The organism is Aeromonas sp. 84A, from assembly GCF_051919345.1.
Taxonomy (GTDB): domain Bacteria; phylum Pseudomonadota; class Gammaproteobacteria; order Enterobacterales; family Aeromonadaceae; genus Aeromonas; species Aeromonas veronii.
Genome location: NZ_JBQBEW010000001.1, coordinates 4,403,252 through 4,424,188 on the forward strand (window position 1 = coordinate 4,403,252; position 20,937 = coordinate 4,424,188).

Here is a 20,937-nt window from a genome sequence, read left to right on the forward strand (position 1 = left end):
CAACGAAAAAACCGAAAGCAAAATAGAACATACCTGCTATAAGCAGGTTTTTCCTCGTCTCTGGCTACCGTCTTATTAGTCAATAAAATGAATTTTCAATTATTTAACTGCATAAAAAAGGCGCCCTGAGGCGCCTTGCTATCAGATGGCGACGGGCGCCTTGATGCCGGGATGGGGATCATAACCCTCGATCTCGAAATCCTCGAACTTGTAATCGAAGATGGAGTCAGGTTTGCGCTTGATCACCAGGGTCGGCAGCGGGCGCGGCTCGCGGGAGAGCTGCAGAGCTGTCTGCTCCATGTGGTTGGAGTAGAGATGCACATCACCGCCAGTCCAGACAAAGTCACCCACTTCCAGATCGCACTGCTGGGCCATCATGTGGGTCAGCAGGGCGTAGCTGGCGATGTTGAACGGCAGGCCGAGGAACACATCGCAACTGCGCTGGTAGAGCTGGCAGGAGAGCTTGCCGTCCGCCACATAGAACTGGAAGAAGGCGTGGCAGGGAGCCAGCGCCATCTTGTCCAGTTCACCCACGTTCCAGGCGGATACGATGATGCGGCGCGAATCCGGGTTGTGCTTGATGTCATCCACCGCCTTCTGGATCTGGTCGATGACAGACCCGTCAGCCGCAGGCCAGGAGCGCCACTGAGCGCCGTAAACCGGCCCCAGATCGCCATTCTCATCGGCCCACTCATCCCAGATGCTGACGCCATTTTCCTTCAGATAGGCGGTATTGGTATCGCCATTGAGGAACCAGAGCAGCTCGTGAATGATGGAGCGCAGGTGGCACTTCTTGGTGGTCACCAGCGGGAAACCTTCCGCCAGATTGAAGCGCATCTGATGGCCGAACAGGGAGACAGTACCGGTGCCGGTACGGTCAGACTTGACGGTCCCCTCATCAAGGATTTTCTGCATCAGGTCGAGATAAGCTCGCATTATTTCGCCTCCTTCACGGCATTACCGAACAACTGCGGACGCTTGTAGGCGGCCCAGATCATCAGGGCACCGGCGATAATCATCGGGGTGGAGAGGATCTGGCCCATGCTGATCTCCTGGAAGTAGAGACCGAGCTGGCTGTCCGGCTGGCGCACAAACTCCACCAGGAAGCGGAACAGGCCGTAGAACAGCAGGAACATGCCGGAGATGGCACCGCGCGGCGGATTCTTGCGCCAGAACAGGTTGAGGATGATGAACAGCACCACCCCTTCCAGTGCGAACTGGTAAAGCTGGGAGGGATGACGCGGCTCGGGGCCGGCCTCCGGGAAGATGATAGCCCAAGGCACATCGGTGACCCGGCCCCACAGCTCGCCGTTGAGGAAGTTGCCGATCCGGCCAACGCCGAGACCAAACGGAATGAGCGGTGCCACAAAGTCGGCCACGGTGAAGAAGTGGCGCTTGGTCTTGTGGGCAAACCAGATCATCGCGGTGATCACCCCGATCAACCCACCGTGGAACGACATACCGCCGGTCCAGATCTTGAACAGATAGGTGGGATCCGCGAGGAAGAGATCGAAGTTGTAGAACAGCACGTAACCGACACGGCCACCGAGGATCACCCCGAGGAAACCGTAAAACAGCAGATCCGACACCTCGTTGCGGGTCCAGCCGCTGTTCGGTGCATCGGCACGACGGCCAGCCAGCCACATGGCAAACGCAAAACCGAACAGGTACATGAGACCATACCAGCGTACCGATAGTGGTCCCAAACTGAATGCTACGGGATCAATCTGCGAGAAAACCCAATATCCATCGTGCTGCATATGCGGCCCCAGTCAAAATAAAAGCCGCATTTTCCGATCATTCGTCAGCAGGGACAAGGCATGATTATCAATCACTCTGTTTCGATTTATGACCGGCTCGCAGCAAACCGCCCAAACCATGCTCCTCCAGATAGCGGGCAAACAGGCCGCGCAGCACGTGGGGATTGTCATGTTTGAGGCCATCGGCCATCAGTTCGGTCAACTCGCTCAGGGTGGATTGACGCAGCACGTACTTGATCCGGGCGATGTTGTGGGTATTCATACTGAAGCGGCGATAACCCATGGCCAGCAGCAGCAATACACCGACCGGATCACCGGCCAGCTCGCCACACACCGACACCGGCTTCTGGTAGCGATGGGAGGCATCAACCAGCTGTTGCAGGGCGCGGATCACCGCTGGATGGAAGGCATCGTAGATGTTGGCAACCCGGGAGTTGTTGCGATCCACTGCCAGCAGGTACTGGGTCAGGTCATTGCTGCCCACCGACCAAAAGTCGATGAGCGGCGCCATTTCCGGCAAGATAAAGAGGGCTGAGGGCACCTCGATCATCACCCCGAGGCTAGGGTAGCGGATCACCGCATCGCGGCTCGCCGCCTCTTCCGACACCTCTCGCCACGCCTGATCCAGCAGACGACGGGAGGCTTTGATTTCGCTGACGCTGCTGATCATCGGCAGCATGATGGCCAGATTGTCCAGCCCTTCGCTGGCCCTCAGCATCGCCTTGAGCTGCACCAGAAACAGTTCGGGGTGATCCAGGGTGATCCGGATCCCCCGCCAACCAAGGAAGGGGTTTTCCTCGACGATGGGGAAATAGGGTAACGGCTTGTCACCGCCCACATCCAGCGTCCGCATGCAGACCGGTCGGTTGCGGTAGGTCTCCAGAATGCCGCGATAGCGGGCAGTCTGCTCCCACTCGGAGGGGAAGCTCTCCTGCAGCATGAAGGGGATCTCGGTGCGATAGAGCCCGACCCCGTCCGCCAGCTGGTTGAGGGAGATCTCGGTATCGGCGCTGAGACCGGCGTTGAGCAACAGGGAGACCTTGGTGCCGTCGGCCGTCTCGGATGGCAGGTTGTCGACGCTGCGCACCAGGGTATCGAGCGCCCGCTCTTCGCTCAGCAGCTGACGATACTCGGTCAGGATCACCTGATTGGGTTCGATGAAGAGATCGCCGCTGTAGCCATCGACGACCAGCATGCGACCACCGATGTCGCCGAGGGGCAGATCGACCCCCATGATGGCAGCCACCCCCATGGCGCGGGCCAGAATGGCGGCGTGGGAGTTGGTCCCCCCCTTGAGCGAGACCACCCCGGTCAGATACTCGCGGGGCACTTCCGCCAGAATGGTGGCTGTCACCTCGTCGGCGACCAGCACCACCGGCTCGCCGATGGAGATATGCTCCGGTTCATTCTGCACCAGTCGGCTGATCAGCCGCTGGGCGATATCCTTCACGTCGGTGGAGCGCTCCTGCAGGTAGGGATCCTTCATCCCCTTGAACTGCTCGATCAAGCGATCACTGATCAGCTTGACCGCCGAGACCGCAGTCCAGTGCTCCTTGCTCACCTTGTTGCGAATGGGCTTGATGTAGCCGGGATCGCTGAGCAGATGGAGATAGATATCGAAGATCGCCACCGAATCCTGGCTGTAGCTCTCGCGAAAACGCAGCGCCAGACTCTCCAGATCGTGACGAACCTCCTCCACGGCCAGCTCCAGCCGCGCCAGCTGGCTGGCATGATCTTCATCCTTGCGCGGGGTAATGGACGAGAGCGCCTTGCGGGGCCGCCACACCCAGGCCTTGGCCATGGCGATGCCGCTGGCACCGGCAATACCACGCAGTGGCTTGCTCCAGTCGGTCTTCTGCAACCACCCCTTGGCCTGCGCCTGAGCGATCCGCGCCGCCAGCTGGGCCGCCAAGGTGACCATGAAGGACTCTTCCCCCTCGTCGAAGCGGCGACTCTCCTTCTGCTGCACCACCAGAATGCCGACCACCTGACGCTGATGCATGATGGGTGCGCCGAGGAAGGAGCGGAACGCCTCTTCGGCCACATCGGGCAGGAATTTGAAGCTGGGATGCGCGGGGGCATCAGCCAGGTTGATCAGTTCTTCCCGCTGACCCACCAGACCGACTATGCCCTGCTCGTAGGGCAGAGTCACCTTGCCGACTGCGGACGGGGCCAAGCCATCGGTAGCCGCCAGGCGATAGCGGCGCACCTCGGGTTCCGAGACATAGACGGAGCAGCAGTCCACTGCCATGGCGTGCCGGGTCTGGCTCACCAATGCCTGCAAGGCCTGCTCGAGGGTATTGGCCTCGGCCATGCTCTCGACGATACGTCTCAGTTCCGTTAACAACTAATCTGTGCTCCTTAACGGGCGCGATTGCGTCGCCCATCCTTCTTGTTGACCTGCACTGCCGGCACTGGCATCGCCAGCGGGGCAAACTCTTTCATGACCCGGCGGTAAACCTCCCGCTTGAACGAGACGACCTGACGCACTGGGTACCAGAAGCTGACCCAACGCCAGTCGTCAAATTCGGGATGGCCATGACAGCCGAACTGGATCCGCGACTCCTTGCCCGAATTCAGCTGTAACAAGAACCATTTTTGTTTTTGGCCAATACAGACCGGTGAACTGTCCCAGCGGACAAGACGTTTGGGTAAACGGTACTTTAGCCAGTTACGACTGGTGGCCATGATGGTCACATCTTCGGGCTTGAGGCCAATCTCCTCATACAGCTCTCGATACATGGCCTGCTCTGGCGTTTCACCATCATCAACCCCCCCCTGCGGAAACTGCCAGGAGTGCTGCCCATAGCGTTTAGCCCACAACACTTGTCCTTCACGGTTACAGATCACGATACCGACATTGGGACGAAATCCGTCGCCATCAATCACGTGATCACCTTATAAAGGCTGAATCTATAAGGAGATTGTTCCACATTCACTCCGTGGCAGCAAACAAGGAGTGAATCCCCTGTTTCATGAATAACTTTCAATTTCAAACATACTTATAAACAAATCCAAGGATCCGCTCCCCCAAGTTGCCCACCCAGGCTGTGTATAAAGCTGTTAGCAAACGGGTATATACAGTACTTTTTAACTGTACGCGAAAAGTACCTCTCCGTATCACCACGCGACATAAAATATAAAAAATCATTATCTTTTATAAGCTTGAGATAAAACAACTGGATCTAGATCCATGTTCCCCCAAGAGTCAGATCCATGATCCGGATTGTGAACAAGTTCAACTGCTCAAAGATCCACCGCGGCGAAATTATCCACAGGAGTGGCACAATATCTACCCCGTTTACCCTGTGAAAATGGGGTGGCATTCACAATTTTTTGTAACATATCAGCGACTCCAACCACTTTCATCCACTTATCCAAGATTTCTGTGGATAACTGTGTGTAACATCATGCACAAACCCTTGGACAACTATTTCGAGGTCAAACCAGACCTGGCTTACTGCTCGATAAAACAGACAAAACTCTTTAAAATCATAATGATGAACTGATAACCCCCAAATTCTCTGCATTTGATCTTATCCACTCAGGATCGGTTATAAAAACAGCGATCCTTCTCGGGCTCCTCCCCTGTTAGAATATGGCGAGCAAGATGGAGCCAACTATGCCAAGCAATCCCCAATCCGAGCAGGAGTTATTGAGCCGCGCCTATGCCATGGCCGGCTTCACGCTGGCGCAGCTGGCCGCCGAGGCTGGTGTCGCAGTGCCCAAAGACCTGCGCCGTGACAAGGGGTGGGTCGGTCAGTTGATCGAGCTGCAACTGGGGGCCAGCGCAGGGAGCAAGCCGGAGCAGGACTTCCCGGAGCTGGGGATCGAACTCAAGACGATCCCCGTGGATCCTCAAGGCAAACCGCTGGAGACCACCTTCGTCTGCGTCGCCCCGCTGATCGGCGTCAGCGGCCAGCGCTGGGAGGAGTCCAACGTACGCAACAAGCTCTCCCGGGTGCTCTGGATCCCGGTGGAAGGCAGTCGGGAGATCCCGGTTGGCGAGCGGCGAGTCGGCATGCCGCTGATGTGGAGCCCGAATGAAGAGGAAGATCGGCTACTGCGTCAGGACTGGGAGGAGCTGATGGACATGATAGTGCTGGGAGAAGTGGAGCAGATCAGCGCACGCCACGGCCAGGTGATGCAACTGCGACCCAAGGCGGCCAACAACAAGGCGCTGACTCGCGCCATCGGCCGCGATGGTCAACCCATCATGACCCTGCCCCGCGGCTTCTATCTCAAGATCGACTTTACCCACAGTTTGCTGCAACGCTATTTTGCCTTGCCGACTTGATCTGCCTTATCAACATCTTTGTCATATGGTGGTATAAAAATAGACAGGAGCCATTTTTAACTCACAGACAAGGAGGCGTCATGCCACTGATCAAACAGTTTTTAAAGTCCAAGCCCGAGGTCAAGGTGACCTTTGCAGTAGAGAAAGAGGCGGCTGCAGGGGCGGAACAGGTGATGCTGATCGGCGAGTTTACCCAGTGGCAACCGGTCGAGCTTAAACGCATGAAGAGCGGCGAGTTCAAAGCCACCCTCAATCTACCGACCGACGGCCCGGGGTACTTCGAATATTGCTACCAGCTCATCACGCCGGCAGGGGAAACCCTCTACGAGAATGACTGGGCAGCGGACGACTATGTGCCAGGCCCCTTCGGGCGAGACAACTCGGTAGTTCGGGTCATCCAGTAACGGCTCCCAGATAGCCAATAGACGGATACAAAAAAGGCTCGCCATTGGCGAGCCTTTTCACTACCTGTCGAGCTATTTGCCGACATACCGACACCAATTCGAATCGAATTAGTTGAGCTTCTCTTTGATACGAGCAGCTTTGCCGGACAGGTTGCGCAGGTAGTACAGTTTGGCGCGGCGAACATCACCACGACGCTTCAGTTCTACACTGTGGATCAGCGGAGAGTGAGTCTGGAATACACGCTCAACACCTTCGCCGTTGGAGATCTTGCGAACGGTGAAAGCAGAGTGCAGACCGCGGTTACGCTTGGCAATAACGATGCCTTCGAAAGCCTGCAGACGCTCTTTACCACCTTCTTTAACACGAACTTGAACACGTACAGTGTCGCCCTGGGCAAAAGCCGGGATGTCGGTACGCAGTTGCTCTTGTTCAAGCTGCTGAATAATCTTGCTCATTGTCTTTCCTTACCTAGGATAAACTGAAAACTCTACTTAACGCTGTCACGCACTTCGCGGACATACTCGGCAAGAAGTGATTCTTGCTCGTCAGTCAGAGCTAGGTTGTTAATAAGTTCCGGCCTTCTTTGCCAGGTTCGTCCGAGCGACTGCTTAAGACGCCAGCGTCGAATCACTTCGTGATTGCCGCTTGTCAGCGCCTCGGGCACCGCCAATCCATCCAACACCTCCGGCCGAGTATAGTGGGGATGATCCAGCAAGCCATCCGTAAAGGAGTCTTGCTCGGCACTGGCCTGATCGCCCAAAACCCCGGGGACCAGACGCGAAACCGCATCGATCAGGGTCATGGCAGGCAACTCGCCACCACTTAACACGTAATCCCCGATAGACCACTCTTCGTCGACTTCGGTTTGTATCACGCGTTCATCGATACCTTCGTATCGACCGGCTACCAGAATCAGTTTCTGATTCGTCGCCAACTCGGTTACGCCCGCTTGAGTCAGCTTGCGTCCCTGAGGAGAGAGATAGATGACTTTCGCCCCGTCTCCCGCCGCTTGCTTGGCTGCATGAATCGCGTCACGCAGCGGCTGAACCATCATTAACATGCCGGGCCCACCACCATAAGGACGATCATCGACCGTACGGTGTTTATCGTGGGTAAACTCCCGGGGGTTCCAGCACTCAATCTGCAGCAGGCCACTCTTGACGGCCCGACCCGTTACCCCGTGCTCGGTAATGGCTCGGAACATTTCAGGGAAGAGGCTAATGACCCCAATCCACATAAGAAACCTCCGGCACCCGTGTTAGCGCGGGAAACTAGAAACCAGGATCCCAATCAACTTCGATTGTTCGAGCAGTCAGATCAATATTCTTGATCACCTGCTCTTCCAGGAACGGAATCAACCGCTCCTTTGCACCAAAGGCATCTTTTACATTGGCCTCAACCACCAACACATCGTTGGAGCCGGTTTCCATCAATTCGGTCACCTTGCCCAGGTCGTATCCCTTGGTGGTCACCACGGAGCAACCAATCAGGTCACGCCAGTAGAACTCACCTTCAGGCAACGCAGGCAACAGATCGGCGGGTACGCCAATCTCGACATTGGTCAATGCCAGGGCATCTTCGCGCACATCGATACCATCGAGTTTGCAGATCAGACCCTTGTTGTGACGTTTCCAGGATGAAACCCGAATTTCACGCCACGCCCCGTTCTGATTAATCAGCCAGGGGTTGTAATCGAAAATCGCTTCGGCAACATCGGTGAAGGAGTTCACTTTAAGCCAGCCCTTGATGCCATAAACGGTACCCAGGGTGCCCAGAACTACAGGTTTTTCCACCTTAACTCCTTACCGTTGGGCTGATTAAGCAGCTTTTTTAGCGTCTTTGATCAGCTTGGCAACGCGGTCAGAAACAGCGGCACCAGTAGCAACCCAATGCTCGATACGAGCCAGGTCCAGGTTCAGCTTTTCAGCTTGACCAGCAGCAACCGGGTTGAAGAAACCAACGCGCTCGATGAAGCGACCGTCACGGGCGCAACGGCTGTCAGAAACTACTACCTGGTAGAACGGACGCTTTTTCGCGCCACCACGTTGTAAACGAATGGTTACCATATCGTCCTCATTAACATCTAATGAACAAGGCCCGCAAACACGCGGACCCTAGCTTAAAATAAGCCGCGTAATTCTACTTGGATTCGTAATAATTGCAACCAAGCCAGCCATTTTTTGCGCAGAGCGGCAATGAAAAGGGGCCTGCCACTGCAGACCCCCATCAACACGCAGGCCGGATCAGAACGGGCCGCGACCGCCACCGAAACCGGGGGGCATCATGTTCTTCATCTGGCTCATCATCTTGCGCATGCCGCCCTTGCCGGACATTTTCTTCATCATGCGCTGCATCTCGGTGAACTGCTTGAGCAGCTTGTTCACGTCCTGCACCTGCATGCCGGAGCCTGCGGCGATACGGCGTTTGCGGGAACCCTTGATGAGATCAGGATGAGCGCGCTCTTTCGGCGTCATGGAGCTGATGATGGCCTCCATCCGCACGGTGAGCTTGTCATCCATCTGATCTTTCACGTTATCCGGCAGACCGGACATGCCGGGCAGCTTGTCGAGCATCCCCATCATGCCGCCCATGTTGCGCATCTGGGCCAGCTGCTCGCGGAAATCTTCCAGATCGAAACCCTTGCCACTCTTGACCTTGCTGGCCAGCTTGGCCGCTTTCTCTTTATCGACGTTGCGCTCGACCTCTTCGATAAGAGAGAGCACATCGCCCATACCGAGGATGCGGGAGGCGAGACGATCCGGGTGGAACGGCTCCAGCGCATCGGTCTTTTCACCCATACCGATAAACTTGACCGGCTTGCCGGTGATGTGACGTACCGACAGCGCGGCACCACCACGGGCGTCGCCATCCGCCTTAGTGAGGATGACACCGGTGAGCGGCAGCGCTTCATTGAACGCCTTGGCGGTGTTGGCGGCATCCTGGCCGGTCATGGCATCCACCACGAACAGGGTCTCGACCGGCTTGATGGTGGCATGCAGATCCTGGATCTCGGCCATCATCTCGCTATCGACGTGCAGACGACCGGCAGTATCGACGATCACCACGTCATAGAATTTCTTGCGCGCCTGATCGATGGCGGCGGTGGCGATATCGACCGGCTTCTGGCTGGCATCGCTCGGGAAGAAGTCGACGCCGATGTCGCTGGCCAGGGTTTCCAGTTGCTTGATCGCTGCAGGGCGATAAACGTCAGCACTGACCACCAGCACCTTCTTCTTGCTGCGCTCTTTGAGCAGCTTGGCCAGTTTGCCAACCGTGGTGGTCTTACCGGCACCCTGCAGACCGGCCATCAGGATGATCGCAGGCGGCTGGGCAGCCAGGTTGAGCTGTTCGTTGGCCTCCCCCATTACGGTGACCAGTTCACCGTGCACAATCTTGATGAATGCCTGGCCCGGGCTCAGGGATTTGGCCACCTCCTGCCCGACTGCGCGCTCTTTGACACGCGCCACGAAATCACGCACGACCGGCAGGGCGACATCCGCCTCGAGCAGCGCCATGCGGACTTCACGCAGGGTTTCCTTGATATTATCTTCGGTCAGGCGACCACGGCCACTGACATTGCGCAAGGTGCGCGAGAGTCGTTCAGTCAAATTCTCAAACATGACGGATTCCGGTTCTTGGCGTAATAAATTGGGGGCATTATAACCCAGAGCGGGCGCGAGGACGATTATTCACCGCACCGCAGCAGCAGGGACCTTCTCCCTATATATGGGCAGATCGGCCGTTGCACAACTGGCGAGCACTTCTCGTGCAAGGTATACTGCCCCTCTTACCCTCAAAAGCTTGTGCAACAACGACCTGGTTATGATCGTAATCTCTGTTCTGGCCCTGGCGTTTTATCTGCTGGCCATCATCGCCTCCCTGCATCTGTTACTGAGCGCCAAGCCGGTGGGACAGCGCTCCCTGTTTGCCTGTATCGGATTGGCCCTGATCGCCCATGCCAGCGCCCTCGGTTCAGAGGTATTGCAGAGTTACGGCCAGAACCTGAGCATGCTCAACGTTGCCTCGCTGGTCAGCCTCATCATCAGCTGCTTCATGACCTGCGTGACCCGCCGCTTCAACGGCTGGATCCTGCTGCCGGTGGTCTACAGCTTCTCGGCCCTGCTGCTGGCTGCCAGCGCCTTGATCCCGGGTCGCTACATAACTCATCTGGAGGCCCATCCCCAACTGTTGCTGCACATCGGCCTCGCCCTGATGGCCTACTCGGTATTGATGATCGCCTGTCTGTTTGCGCTGCAGCTCGCCTGTCTGGACAAACAGCTTAAATCTCGAAAAATCAGCAACCTGCCAGCCATGCCGCCACTGATGACGGTGGAGAAACGGCTGTTTCAGTTGATCTCTGCAGGGGTGCTGCTACTGACACTCTCCATCGCCTCCGGCCTCTTCTTTCTCGAAGATATGTTCGCCCAGGGCAAGTCTCACAAGGCAGTGCTCTCCATCCTGGCATGGTGTGTCTACGTGTTGCTGCTGTGGGGTCATCACACCTATGGCTGGCGCGGCCGCAAAGTCATCACGCTCAGTCTGATCGGCAGCTTCATCCTGACTCTTGCCTACTTTGGCAGTCGCTTCGTCAAAGAAGTGCTATTGAGCTGACACCTATACTCTTTTAGCCATACCATCCAACAGGAGCCCTTTTTGGACAGCATCTCAACGAGTACATTACTGATTGTTCTCGTTATCTTGATCCTTCTTTCCGCCTTTTTCTCCAGTTCCGAAACTGGCCTGATGTCCATCAACCGCTACAAACTGCGGCATCTGGCACAGACCAAACACAAAGCCGCACGTCGTGTCGAGCAACTGCTCGCCCGCCCCGATCGCCTGCTGGGGCTGATCCTGATCGGCAACAATCTGGTCAATATCCTCGCCTCCGCCATCGCCACCATCGTCTGTATCCGGCTGTTTGGTGATCTCGGGGTCGCCATTGCCACCTTCGGCCTGACCCTGGTGGTACTGGTATTCGGTGAAGTGACCCCCAAGACCCTGGCCGCCATGTTTCCGGAGAAGATCGCCTATCCCGCCTCCTGGATCCTCAAGGGGCTGATGGTGCCGCTCTCACCGCTGGTCTGGCTGATCAACGGCATCACCAGCGGCCTGCTCAAGATGCTGAAGATCAATCCCAACAAGGATGACTCCCTCAACACCGAGGAGCTGCGCACCATAGTCAATGAGGCGGGTAACCTGATCCCCCAGCGTCATCAGGAGATGCTGCTGAGCATTCTGGATCTCGACAAGATGCTGGTCGAGGACATCATGGTGCCACGCAGCGATATCTACGCCATCGACATCAACGATGACTGGAAGAGCATCCAGCGCCAGCTGGCCCACTGCGCTCACACCAAGATCCTGCTCTATCGCGACAATATCGACGACGTTGTCGGATTTTTACACGCGCGCGATGCCCTGCGGCTGGTAGCCAGGGACCAGTTCAACAAATCGAGTTTGTTGCGGGAAGTGGACGAGATCTACTTCATTCCGGAAGGAACACCGCTCAACGTGCAGCTGGCCAAATTCCAGCGTAATAAGGAGCGAATTGGCCTGATCGTCGACGAATACGGCGATATTCAGGGTCTAATCACTCTGGACGACATTCTGGAAGAGATCGTGGGCGACTTCACCACCTCCATGACGCCAGCGCCGAGCGACGAGATCCATCCCCAGTCAGATGGTTCTTATCTGGTCGAAGGCTCAGCCAATATTCGTGAGCTGAACAAGGAGATGAACTGGCACCTGCCCATCGACGGCCCGCGAACCCTCAACGGCCTGATCCTCGAATATCTGGAGGAGATCCCCCAGCCCAACATCGGGATCCGGCTGGCCGGTTATCCTATCGAGATCCTCGATGTGGAGAACAATATGGTCAAGATGGCGCGGATCATGCCGGCATCGTACCGGGCGGAGTCGGATTCGCAAGATTGAAAAAGGGCTGCCAGTGGCAGCCCTTTTCTATTGCTCATCGTCACTGTTCATCTTCATCATCCGGCTCCAGCACCAGCGTCGGGATCAACTCGCCAAACACCCTCTGTAGCTCGTCACGGTTAGCCAGCAGGTCTTGCAGCGTATAGCTGTCCATCACCGCCAGAAACGCATCCATCGCCTCTTTCAGCGCACTCTTGAGCAGACAGACAGAGACGATGTGGCAAGCGGGCGAGCCGCAGTCAATGCCGTCCAGATTGCCTTCCAGCGCCCTGATCACCTGACCGATATTGATGGTGGCGGGATCGCAAGCCATACGAATACCGCCATTCTTGCCCCGCTGGGATTGCAGATAGCCCAGTTTCACCAACTGATTGACCACCTTCACCATGTGGTTGCGGGAAACGCCATACAGGGCCGATACCTTGGCAACGCTCGACAACTCCCCTTCCGGCAGGGTGGCAAGATAGAGCAGGGCTCTCAATCCAAAATCTGTATAACTGGTTAGTCTCATAAAACCTGATTAGCGCGATGCGAAAAGTGGAGTATTGATTCAAATCAAATAAACATCTAGGATGCCACTTATTAAATGACATTTTATATGTTCAATTAGAACGAGGCCCCTATGCTAGATCAAACCACCGTTGCCGTCATCAAAAGCACCATTCCGCTGCTCGAAGCGGCAGGCCCTGCACTCACCCAGCACTTCTACCAGCGGATGTTCAGCCATAACCCGGAGCTGAAAGATATCTTCAACCTGGCCCACCAACGCAGTGGCGGCCAGCCGCTGGCCCTGTTCAATGCAGTCGCCGCGTATGCAAAGAATATCGACAATCTGGGAGCGCTCGCCGGTGCGGTCGAGCGGATTGCGCACAAACATACCGGATTCCTGATCCAGCCAGAACAATATCACATTGTAGGTAGTCATCTCTTGGCCACGCTCAAAGAATTGGGCGGAAGTGCGGTCACCGACGAGGTGCTGGAGGCATGGGGCAAGGCGTATGGCGTGCTGGCCGACATCTTCATCGGCCGCGAGCAGGAGATCTATCAGGAGAAGGCCAATCAGGATGGCGGCTGGCAAGGTACCCGCACCTTCATCATCAAGGAGAAGCGAGCCGAGAGCGACCTCATCACCTCCTTCCTGCTGGCGCCGGAAGATGGCAAGCCGGTACTGACCTTCAAACCGGGCCAATACCTCAGCATCAAGCTGGTTCACCCCGAGCTGGAATATCAGGAGATCCGCCAGTACTCCCTCTCCGATGCCCCCAACGGGCAGGATTACCGCATTAGCGTCAAGCGTGAGCCACAGGGTCAGGTCTCCAACCTGCTGCACGATCATCTGCAGGCGGGTGACAAGATCGAGGTGATGCCCCCTACCGGCGATTTCTACCTGAAAGCCGACAGCCAGACCCCGGTGGTACTGCTATCCGCCGGTGTCGGCGTGACGCCGATGATGAGCATGCTCAACCAGCTGCTGGCGAACGGCCATCAGGCTGATGTCACCTGGTTGCACGCCTGCGAACAGGGCGCTGTACACGCCTTCCGGGAGGAGATTCAGCAAAAATCCCGCCAGCATCCCAACTTGCTGAGCCGGACCTGGTATCGGGAACCGGAGGCCAGCGATGTACAGGGTGAAGATTACGACCTGGCCGGCACCATGGATCTGACTGCCGTGAAGGAGCGCATCACGCCAGAGGCCCACTACTACTTCTGTGGCCCTGTCGGCTTCATGCAAGAGATCAAGCGGCAGCTGCTGGCGGCTGGGGTGCCAGCGGGGCAGCTCCATTACGAAGTTTTTGGCCCCCATCAAGATCTCTAAGGCGCGGGCAGCCATATAACAGAGGGAGGTTCCGGCCTGTCATGGCACGGCGGCTGGAACCGGACCCACAGGTGCAGACCTGTGGGTCATTTTTTTGGATCAGTGCATCGCCTTGGCGCGGGCCACCACGTTGGCCGGCATCCTGTTGCCAAGACGGTTGAGCAGACTCGCCGCCTTCTGGTGCAGCACCTTGTCACCGATGACGGAGCCATGGAGCCAGCGATAGGCGTCCTCATAATCGAGCGGACTGCCCATCCCCTGCAGCAGCATCTCGACCCACTCGATGCGGGCCCGCAAAAAACCGAGGCTGGCCGCCTCGCGCATCAGGGTCTCGGCTCGCACCAAATCCTTCTGCACCAAAGTTCCTTTCCAGTAGTAGCGGCCCAACTGCTCCAGCGCCGGCGCCAACCCCTGATTGGCCGCCTCCCACATATATTGCACCCCGATCTCGGCATTGGGTTTGGTACAGACACCCCACGCCAGCATATCCCCCCAGAGGAATTGATAGGCCGGGATCTTCATCACCGAGGCGCGCGCTTCGATATCCTGAGTCAGCTGACAGCGATCCTGCTTCACCTGAGTGAGGTGGCGCCCCTGCTCAATCCAGTTAAGAAGCTCGTCCTGACGATAGAGCGGCACCGCCTGCAACTCGCCAGCGGCCAGAGGTGCGGGAGGCGCAACCACAGCAGCAGGTTCCGCCGGTTTTGGCAGCGGCGCGGCCCCCTCGCCACTGCTGGCAACGGGCGTGACCGGCTCGGCCGGAAGCAAGACGGGGACGGCCTCAGAGGGCGCTGGCGTAGCAGCAGAGACAGGGGCCGCCACCGCAGCACTGCTTGCGGTCAGTGCCGATGCAGTTGCTGCAGGCGCATCACTCGATACGGCAGCCGATACCGCCTCGGCACCATAGAGGGGCGCGGTGAATGCACCGACAAGAACGAGAAGAGTAAGGGGTTTCATCATAAGGTTCTCCTGCTGCACTCTGTTATCGGCACCAACCCCCATCCCCTTAGCCTGCCGGGCGGCTCTCATCAATACAAAAGGGAGCCGAAGCTCCCTTGTTGGCACGGTTGACCCGCTTACTTGACGAAATCGACACCCAGCTGGATATCGGCTTTCAGGGTAGCCAGCATGCCTTCCATCGCTTCCTGCTCGAACGCGCTCAGCTTGCCGTAATCCAGTACGGTTTCGACGCCGTTCTTGCCCAGCAGTACCGGCTGCGCGAAGAAGGTGGCGTGCTCGCCGTTGCCTTCCACATAGGCGCACTCAACAACGTTGGCTTCGCCCTGCAGACCCTTGATGAGGGAGAGACCGAAACGGCAAGCCGCCTGACCCATGGAGAGGGTTGCGGAACCGCCACCGGCCTTGGCTTCAACCACTTCGGTACCGGCATTCTGGATGCGCTTGGTCATGGCAGCCACTTCTTCAGCAGTGAAGGAAGCGCCTTCAATCTGGGAGAGCAGCGGCAGAATGGTAACGCCACTGTGACCACCGATCACGTTGACGCGTACTTTGTCGATGTTCAACCCTTTGGCGGCGGCCACGAAGGTCTCGGCGCGGATCACGTCCAGAGTGGTGACCCCAAACAGACGACGCTTGTCATAGACACCGGCTTTCTTCAGCACTTCGGCAGCGATAGCCACGGTGGTGTTGACCGGGTTGGTGATGATGCCGATCAGTGCTTTCGGGCAAGTGGCCGCGCACTTCTCGACCAGATTCTTGACGATACCGGCGTTGATATTAAACAGGTCGGAGCGATCCATCCCCGGCTTGCGTGCCACACCGGCGGAGATCAGCACTACATCGGCCCCAACCAGTGCAGGAGTCGGATCTTCACCGCAGAAGCCCTTGATGGCGACGTCGGTAGGAATATGACTGAGGTCAACGGCCACACCCGGGGTGACCGGGGCGATGTCATACAGGCTCAGCTCGGAGCCAGCCGGCAGACGGTTTTTCAACAGCAGAGCGAGGGCTTGACCGATGCCACCAGCGGCACCCAGAACGGCAACTTTCATGATCAACTCCATGTTTAAGCGTAGGTTTAAGGTTGTTTGTTGTTGTGCGCCCAACCTTAATGGATCCCCCCATAAAAAACAATCTGATAACAGTTGCAGTCACGGGTTCTGTGAGCCACGAAACATGCGGGAGCAAAAATTGGAGGGAAATACAAAAAGTTGGAGGAGAAGCACAGTTTTTCTGCACTTCTCCTTACCATAAAGAGGTAGTTCTGAAGGTCTCAGGATTGGAATGCCAACGCCCGTTTTTCACACCAGCGAAAACCAATTGTTAACAATCCGTTCATCGCCAGATAAAGCCCGCCAGCCACCCCGAACACCGCCAGGGTATCGTAGGTCTGGGCGTTCAACCCCTGCGCCAGCCCCATGATGTCCATGATGGTGATGGTACTGGCGAGGGAGCTCCCTTTGAGCACCAGGATCACCTCGTTGGAGTAGGCAGGCACCAGATGACGGGCGGCGTGGCGCACCTTCATCCACAAGGTCTGGCGGCCGTTAAAGCCAAGCGCACGACACGCCTCTACTTCACCGGCCGGGATGGCATCAAGCGCCCCCTTGAACAACCGGGTGGAGTAAGCCGCTGTGTTGAGACCCAGCGCCAGTACGGCGCAGAACCAGGGCTGCTTGAGCAGCGGCCAGAGCGGGCTGGCTTTCAGCCACTCAAACTGACCCGGCCCGTAGTAAATCAGGAAGATCTGAATGAGCAGCGGCGTACCGGTAAAGAGCAGCACCCACAGCTGCACCAGCTGGGTCGCCACCGGCAGGCGCAGCTCCAGCACCCAGGTCATCAGGGCCGCCAGCACAATCCCCAGCAGCAGGCTGAACAGGGTCAGCTCCAGCGTGGTGACAAGACCGCCCAGCAACGTAACGAGATACTCTTGCATAAGTTAGCCTCCGTAGCGGCGGGTGTAGCGGGCAGCCAGCCCGAGGCCATATTCACTCACCAGACTGATGGCCAGATAGATGAGGGCGGCGGCGGCATACCAGGTAAAAGGTTCATAAGTACTGGCCGAGGCCATCTGCGCCTGACGCATCATCTCGTTCACCCCGATAAGCGACACCAGCGCGGTATCTTTCAGCAATACCAGCCACTGGTTGCCGAGGCCCGGCAAGGCGTGGCGCCACGCCTGCGGCAACACGATGCGAAAAAAGATGTGGTTCTTGCTCAAACCCAGCGCCAACGCCGCCAGCCGTTGACCTGAAGGCACCGCATTGAGCGCCGCCCGCAGGGTCTGGGTCGCATAGCTGGCGAACAGCAGGGAGAGCGCCAGCACGCCACAGGCGAACGGGCTGAACTCCACATACTCGCCAGTGAGGAGGAACAGCACCTGGGTCGAGCCGAAGTAGATGAACAGCACCACCAGCAACTCGGGCAGGCCACGGATCAGCGTGGTCAGGGTGGCCACCGGCCACACCAGCGCACGCTTCTTGCTGAGCTCGGCGGCACTGAACGCCAGTGCCAATACCATGCCCCCGACCAGTGATGCCAAGGCCAGCCCGAGGGTCATCCAGGCTGCATCCAACAACAGGCTCAACATGGCTTACTGCGCGAAGTATTTGTCGAAGATTTTCTGATAGGTGCCGTTGGCCTTGATCTCGGCCAGCCCCTTGTTCAGCTGGGTCAGCAGCTCCTGATTGCCCTTGGCGACCGCGATGCCAAAGCCGGTACCGAAGTACTTGGCATCGGTCACCGGCGCACCCACCACCGCATACTCCTTGTGCTGCTTCAGCCAGTCGGCAGCAACGGCAGTATCGGCAAAGACACCGTCGGTACGGCCATTCATCATGTCGAGGAAGGCGCTCTGGTAGCTGGCGTACGGCACGGTCAGCAGGCCCTTGCTCACCCAGTTATCCACCAGATAGGACTGGTGAGAGGTGCCGTTCTGCACGCCGACCGTCTTGTCTACCATCTCTTCCGGCCCCTTGAAGGCCCCTTTCTTGGCGACGAATACTGCCGAGTTCTCGTAATAGATGTCGGAGAAATCGACCTGCGCGGAGCGCTCAGGGGTTACGTCCATGGCGGCGATGGCAGCATCGTAGCGACGGAATTTCAGGCTGGGGATCAGGCTGTCAAAGGCCTGGTTGTGGAAGCTGCACTCCAGCTTGGCCTGCTCGCAGATGGCGCGCGCCAGATCGATGTCAAAACCCTGAAACTCGTTCTTGTCATCCAGGTATTCGAACGGTGCGTAGGTGGCCTCGGTAGCGAACTTGATCTCTTTGGCCATGACGGAGGTACTCAACAGGCCCATGGCAGCAACCAACAACAGACTCTTTTTCATGACAGCTTCCTTATCGATTCAATATCAATGCATCAAGAATTCGGCAAACCGGCTGGTTTGCGGGGATTGGAAAATGGCAGCGGTGCCGGATTCGATGATCCGCCCCTTCTCCAGATAAATCACCTGACTGGCCACCTTGCGGGCAAAGTCGACCTCGTGGGTCACCACCACCTGGGTAATGCCGGTCTGGCTCAGGTTGCGGATGATCTCGGCCACCTCCTTGGTGATCTCGGGATCGAGGGCAGCAGTCGGCTCGTCAAACAGCAGCACTTCCGGGTCCATCATCAGGGTACGGGCAATGGCCACCCGCTGCTGCTGACCGCCGGAGAGACGGGCAGGCCAGGCATCGCGCTTGTCGGCCAGTTGCAGCTGGGCCAGCAGGTAGGCCCCCTTCTCGATGGCGGCCTCCTTGCTCATGCCAAGCACCTTGACCGGCGCTTCAATCAGATTCTCCATCACAGTGAGATGTGGCCAGAGATTGTACTGCTGGAACACCATGCCCACCTTGCGACGCAGCAGTTGGGACTGGCGGTTGAATTCGGCAGCAGAGAGGGAGTTCGGGAAAGAAAATTCACTTTCGCCAATCCGCAGAACACCCGCATCCGGGGTATCCAGCAGGTTCATCATCCGTAGCAGGGAACTCTTGCCAGCACCGCTCGGGCCCAGCAACACCAAGGTTTCACCGGGGGATGTCCGAAAGCTGACCTGTTGCAGAACCGGCACCTTGTGCCAAGACTTCTCGATACCTATTAATTCAATACCCATACAGCCCAATTGAATAAGTTTTCAAAATTTCATCCCGATTCTATCCCTAATAAAGGTTGATGCAAGCCATTTTTGAATCAATATGCAGAACAAGCGCCGCTTCCTTGCAAAAAACGGCATATGAATGCAAAATGGCACCGCTGTTCGTATCTGCCGCCTGTATCGCACAGGCCGCCACACCTCCTCATTCGTGAGACCAAGATGAAACACAACGACAAGCAAGAAAAACTGGCCAAGGCCTTTAAAGCCTTGCTGAAAGAAGAGCGCTTTGGCTCCCAGGCAGAAATCGTCACCGCCCTGCAAGAGCTGGGCTTCGAGAACATCAACCAGTCCAAGGTATCGCGCATGCTGAGCCGCTTCGGCGCCGTTCGCACTCGCAACGCCAAGATGGAGATGGTCTACTGCCTGCCGGTGGAACTGGGCGTGCCCACTACCTCCAGCCCGCTCAAGAATCTGGTACTGGACGTCGATCACAACGGCGCACTGGTGGTGATCCACACCAGCCCGGGCGCAGCCCAGCTGATCGCCCGCCTGCTCGACTCCCTCGGCAAGGCAGAGGGGATCCTCGGCACCATCGCCGGTGATGACACTATCTTCATCACCCCGACCAGCGACACCGATATCGAAGAGCTCTACCTCTCCGCCCTCGAGTTGTTCGAACAGACGCCGTAATGGCCGCTACCGCGTCATCGCGGTCACGCCAGAACGAAAAATCCCGGCCAAGGCCGGGATTTTTGTTTTCTGAGTCTTCGTCAGGCGGGCTTATTTGCCCTGCGCCATCAGAAAACCTTCCGATGGGGCGAAGAAAGCCGCGCCGGTCACCGCCTTGGTGAAGCGCAGCAGATGGTCGAAGTGGCTACCCTCTCCCTTGTACATGCTGGCCAGCATGGCGTTGAAGTGCTGCGGTGTGCGGCAGCAGGAGATGAAGTAGAGTCCCTGCTCGGTCATGGTGCCCCAGGGCATGCTCTGGCGCAGGATCTCCATGGACTCCCCTTTCGGGGTTTTGAGATTGACCCTCTTGATGTGGGCGGTCAGCGGCTTGGCGGCAGATTCATACTCGATATTGTCGGGCTTGGTGCGACCGATAATGTCTTCCTGCTCTTTCTGCGCCAGCTTCTCCCAGTCGCTCATGGCGTGGACCCAGCGCTGGACATGAATGTAGGAGCCACCGGCAAACTCGCCTTCCGCCAGCAGCGCCACTTCGGCACGGTGCTCATCCTGCGGGTTCTCGGTGCCGTCAACGAAACCGGTCAGGTCACGGAAATCCAGATTGCGGAAACCGCGCACCTCTTCGGCCAGCTCGACCAGTCCGGCCAGCAGTGCCATCACACGGTGACCGGCGTGGTGCAGCACGTCCACCCGATCGGCGCGCAGCTGAATAAAGAGATCAAACGGGGTGTTGGGGGCTTCCTGACCGTTGGCGGATTGCGCCATAAAGCTGCGGAACTGGGGCGGACGGGCGGCAGGGTAGAGACCATCCCAGGCATCGGCGCCAACGGCAACCAGACCGCTGAAACCGGCATCGGGGAAATCGGCGGCGACCGCCTGCCACAAGGCGGGCAGTTTGGCCAGACGGCCGACCAGCTCGGCGGCGTCGCCTGTGCGATTGAACATCAGATAGAGGGCGTGCAGATTCGGCTCTGCGCAGATCCCGGCTTGGGCTTTCATA

Annotated in this window: 23 protein-coding genes; 6 read left to right on the plus strand and 17 right to left on the minus strand. The window is 57.5% G+C overall.

Annotated elements, in window-relative coordinates; all coding sequences use genetic code 11:
* Window positions 1-141: 141 nt before the first annotated feature.
* The 4 genes from thyA to rppH form a co-directional block, all read right to left on the minus strand.
* Window positions 142-936 carry a thymidylate synthase gene (thyA, locus tag ACTG20_RS19955; RefSeq protein ID WP_019445582.1) on the minus strand — a complete coding sequence of 265 codons (795 nt, stop codon included), beginning with the start codon at window positions 934-936 and terminating at the stop codon, window positions 142-144.
* A complete protein-coding gene (gene lgt, locus ACTG20_RS19960) occupies window positions 936-1,760 on the minus strand; it encodes a prolipoprotein diacylglyceryl transferase (RefSeq protein WP_031227775.1) in 825 nt (274 codons plus the stop codon). The genes thyA and lgt overlap by 1 nt, the downstream gene beginning before the upstream one ends.
* Before the next feature lie 67 nt (window positions 1,761-1,827).
* Window positions 1,828-4,107, minus strand: coding sequence for a phosphoenolpyruvate--protein phosphotransferase (gene ptsP / locus ACTG20_RS19965; RefSeq protein WP_005348914.1), 2,280 nt, complete (start codon window positions 4,105-4,107; stop codon window positions 1,828-1,830).
* A 14-nt stretch (window positions 4,108-4,121) separates the two neighbouring features.
* A complete protein-coding gene (rppH, locus tag ACTG20_RS19970; RefSeq protein ID WP_005340421.1) occupies window positions 4,122-4,649 on the minus strand; it encodes an RNA pyrophosphohydrolase in 528 nt (175 codons plus the stop codon).
* Window positions 4,650-5,382: 733 nt separating this feature from the next.
* Between rppH and mutH the strand changes: the two genes are divergently transcribed.
* A complete protein-coding gene (gene mutH / locus ACTG20_RS19975; RefSeq protein ID WP_042084339.1) occupies window positions 5,383-6,057 on the plus strand; it encodes a DNA mismatch repair endonuclease MutH in 675 nt (224 codons plus the stop codon).
* 80 nt (window positions 6,058-6,137) lie between these two features.
* Window positions 6,138-6,461, plus strand: coding sequence for an isoamylase early set domain-containing protein (locus tag ACTG20_RS19980; protein WP_005348910.1), 324 nt, complete (start codon window positions 6,138-6,140; stop codon window positions 6,459-6,461).
* Between the two features lie 108 nt (window positions 6,462-6,569).
* On the opposite strand, the gene rplS is transcribed toward ACTG20_RS19980, so the two are convergent.
* The 5 genes from rplS to ffh form a co-directional block, all read right to left on the minus strand.
* Window positions 6,570-6,917 (minus strand): 50S ribosomal protein L19, encoded by a 348-nt coding sequence (gene rplS, locus ACTG20_RS19985; RefSeq protein ID WP_005313505.1) that lies wholly within the window; start codon window positions 6,915-6,917, stop codon window positions 6,570-6,572.
* Window positions 6,918-6,949: 32 nt separating this feature from the next.
* Window positions 6,950-7,699: a tRNA (guanosine(37)-N1)-methyltransferase TrmD gene (gene trmD, locus ACTG20_RS19990; RefSeq protein ID WP_005340400.1), complete on the minus strand. Its 750-nt coding sequence runs from the start codon at window positions 7,697-7,699 to the stop codon at window positions 6,950-6,952.
* A gap of 34 nt (window positions 7,700-7,733) precedes the next feature.
* Window positions 7,734-8,255, minus strand: a complete 522-nt coding sequence (gene rimM, locus ACTG20_RS19995; protein ID WP_005340394.1) for a ribosome maturation factor RimM — start codon at window positions 8,253-8,255, stop codon at window positions 7,734-7,736.
* Window positions 8,256-8,279: 24 nt separating this feature from the next.
* Window positions 8,280-8,528 carry a 30S ribosomal protein S16 gene (rpsP, locus tag ACTG20_RS20000; RefSeq protein ID WP_005340392.1) on the minus strand — a complete coding sequence of 83 codons (249 nt, stop codon included), beginning with the start codon at window positions 8,526-8,528 and terminating at the stop codon, window positions 8,280-8,282.
* Between the two features lie 177 nt (window positions 8,529-8,705).
* Complete coding sequence (ffh, locus tag ACTG20_RS20005; protein ID WP_005340391.1) at window positions 8,706-10,082, minus strand: signal recognition particle protein; 1,377 nt, start codon at window positions 10,080-10,082, stop codon at window positions 8,706-8,708.
* Between the two features lie 202 nt (window positions 10,083-10,284).
* Between ffh and ACTG20_RS20010 the strand changes: the two genes are divergently transcribed.
* Together ACTG20_RS20010 and ACTG20_RS20015 are read left to right on the plus strand one after the other, a co-directional pair.
* Window positions 10,285-11,073 (plus strand): cytochrome C assembly family protein, encoded by a 789-nt coding sequence (locus ACTG20_RS20010; RefSeq protein ID WP_005340390.1) that lies wholly within the window; start codon window positions 10,285-10,287, stop codon window positions 11,071-11,073.
* A gap of 42 nt (window positions 11,074-11,115) precedes the next feature.
* Window positions 11,116-12,396: an HlyC/CorC family transporter gene (locus tag ACTG20_RS20015; RefSeq protein ID WP_058058355.1), complete on the plus strand. Its 1,281-nt coding sequence runs from the start codon at window positions 11,116-11,118 to the stop codon at window positions 12,394-12,396.
* Window positions 12,397-12,436: 40 nt separating this feature from the next.
* Here ACTG20_RS20015 and ACTG20_RS20020 read toward each other — a convergent pair whose 3' ends face one another.
* A complete protein-coding gene (locus ACTG20_RS20020) occupies window positions 12,437-12,907 on the minus strand; it encodes an Rrf2 family transcriptional regulator (protein ID WP_005340388.1) in 471 nt (156 codons plus the stop codon).
* 111 nt (window positions 12,908-13,018) lie between these two features.
* On the opposite strand from ACTG20_RS20020, the gene hmpA reads away from it, so the two are divergent.
* A complete protein-coding gene (hmpA, locus tag ACTG20_RS20025; protein ID WP_439987349.1) occupies window positions 13,019-14,212 on the plus strand; it encodes an NO-inducible flavohemoprotein in 1,194 nt (397 codons plus the stop codon).
* Window positions 14,213-14,311: 99 nt separating this feature from the next.
* Here hmpA and ACTG20_RS20030 read toward each other — a convergent pair whose 3' ends face one another.
* From ACTG20_RS20030 to ACTG20_RS20055, 6 genes are all read right to left on the minus strand, one after another.
* Window positions 14,312-14,896: a tetratricopeptide repeat protein gene (locus ACTG20_RS20030; RefSeq protein ID WP_108541576.1), complete on the minus strand. Its 585-nt coding sequence runs from the start codon at window positions 14,894-14,896 to the stop codon at window positions 14,312-14,314.
* A 392-nt stretch (window positions 14,897-15,288) separates the two neighbouring features.
* Entirely contained in the window at window positions 15,289-16,224 is a 936-nt protein-coding gene (mdh, locus tag ACTG20_RS20035; RefSeq protein ID WP_005340384.1) for a malate dehydrogenase, read from the minus strand.
* A gap of 221 nt (window positions 16,225-16,445) precedes the next feature.
* A complete protein-coding gene (artM, locus tag ACTG20_RS20040) occupies window positions 16,446-17,108 on the minus strand; it encodes an arginine ABC transporter permease ArtM (protein ID WP_005348902.1) in 663 nt (220 codons plus the stop codon).
* 3 nt (window positions 17,109-17,111) lie between these two features.
* Window positions 17,112-17,762 (minus strand): arginine ABC transporter permease ArtQ, encoded by a 651-nt coding sequence (gene artQ / locus ACTG20_RS20045; protein WP_439987350.1) that lies wholly within the window; start codon window positions 17,760-17,762, stop codon window positions 17,112-17,114.
* Between the two features lie 3 nt (window positions 17,763-17,765).
* Window positions 17,766-18,503 (minus strand): transporter substrate-binding domain-containing protein, encoded by a 738-nt coding sequence (locus tag ACTG20_RS20050; protein ID WP_019445594.1) that lies wholly within the window; start codon window positions 18,501-18,503, stop codon window positions 17,766-17,768.
* Between the two features lie 24 nt (window positions 18,504-18,527).
* Window positions 18,528-19,268, minus strand: coding sequence for an ATP-binding cassette domain-containing protein (locus ACTG20_RS20055; protein ID WP_005357971.1), 741 nt, complete (start codon window positions 19,266-19,268; stop codon window positions 18,528-18,530).
* A 201-nt stretch (window positions 19,269-19,469) separates the two neighbouring features.
* Here ACTG20_RS20055 and argR point away from each other — a divergent pair, with 201 nt between their 5' ends.
* Window positions 19,470-19,940 (plus strand): transcriptional regulator ArgR, encoded by a 471-nt coding sequence (gene argR / locus ACTG20_RS20060; RefSeq protein ID WP_005340378.1) that lies wholly within the window; start codon window positions 19,470-19,472, stop codon window positions 19,938-19,940.
* 90 nt (window positions 19,941-20,030) lie between these two features.
* Here the strand turns inward: argR and ACTG20_RS20065 are convergent, their stop codons facing one another.
* On the minus strand, window positions 20,031-20,936 hold the full coding sequence (locus ACTG20_RS20065; protein ID WP_064338814.1) for a Dyp-type peroxidase: 906 nt from the start codon (window positions 20,934-20,936) through the stop codon (window positions 20,031-20,033).
* Window position 20,937 lies beyond the last annotated feature (1 nt).

Excerpts from the sequence above, each read along its gene's own strand:
- ACTG20_RS20050 (WP_019445594.1), bottom strand. The coding sequence starts at position 18,503 with ATGAAAAAGAGTCTGTTGTTGGTTGCTGCCATGGGCCTGTTGAGTACC.
- ffh (WP_005340391.1), bottom strand. The coding sequence starts at position 10,082 with ATGTTTGAGAATTTGACTGAACGACTCTCGCGCACCTTGCGCAATGTC.
- artQ (WP_439987350.1), bottom strand. The coding sequence starts at position 17,762 with ATGTTGAGCCTGTTGTTGGATGCAGCCTGGATGACCCTCGGGCTGGCC.
- mdh (WP_005340384.1), bottom strand. The coding sequence starts at position 16,224 with ATGAAAGTTGCCGTTCTGGGTGCCGCTGGTGGCATCGGTCAAGCCCTC.
- rplS (WP_005313505.1), bottom strand. The coding sequence starts at position 6,917 with ATGAGCAAGATTATTCAGCAGCTTGAACAAGAGCAACTGCGTACCGAC.
- trmD (WP_005340400.1), bottom strand. The coding sequence starts at position 7,699 with ATGTGGATTGGGGTCATTAGCCTCTTCCCTGAAATGTTCCGAGCCATT.
- ACTG20_RS20055 (WP_005357971.1), bottom strand. The coding sequence starts at position 19,268 with ATGGGTATTGAATTAATAGGTATCGAGAAGTCTTGGCACAAGGTGCCG.
- thyA (WP_019445582.1), bottom strand. The coding sequence starts at position 936 with ATGCGAGCTTATCTCGACCTGATGCAGAAAATCCTTGATGAGGGGACC.
- ACTG20_RS20010 (WP_005340390.1), top strand. The coding sequence starts at position 10,285 with ATGATCGTAATCTCTGTTCTGGCCCTGGCGTTTTATCTGCTGGCCATC.
- ACTG20_RS20065 (WP_064338814.1), bottom strand. The coding sequence starts at position 20,936 with ATGAAAGCCCAAGCCGGGATCTGCGCAGAGCCGAATCTGCACGCCCTC.
- argR (WP_005340378.1), top strand. The coding sequence starts at position 19,470 with ATGAAACACAACGACAAGCAAGAAAAACTGGCCAAGGCCTTTAAAGCC.
- rpsP (WP_005340392.1), bottom strand. The coding sequence starts at position 8,528 with ATGGTAACCATTCGTTTACAACGTGGTGGCGCGAAAAAGCGTCCGTTC.
- ACTG20_RS19980 (WP_005348910.1), top strand. The coding sequence starts at position 6,138 with ATGCCACTGATCAAACAGTTTTTAAAGTCCAAGCCCGAGGTCAAGGTG.
- artM (WP_005348902.1), bottom strand. The coding sequence starts at position 17,108 with ATGCAAGAGTATCTCGTTACGTTGCTGGGCGGTCTTGTCACCACGCTG.
- hmpA (WP_439987349.1), top strand. The coding sequence starts at position 13,019 with ATGCTAGATCAAACCACCGTTGCCGTCATCAAAAGCACCATTCCGCTG.
- lgt (WP_031227775.1), bottom strand. The coding sequence starts at position 1,760 with ATGCAGCACGATGGATATTGGGTTTTCTCGCAGATTGATCCCGTAGCA.
- mutH (WP_042084339.1), top strand. The coding sequence starts at position 5,383 with ATGCCAAGCAATCCCCAATCCGAGCAGGAGTTATTGAGCCGCGCCTAT.
- ACTG20_RS20020 (WP_005340388.1), bottom strand. The coding sequence starts at position 12,907 with ATGAGACTAACCAGTTATACAGATTTTGGATTGAGAGCCCTGCTCTAT.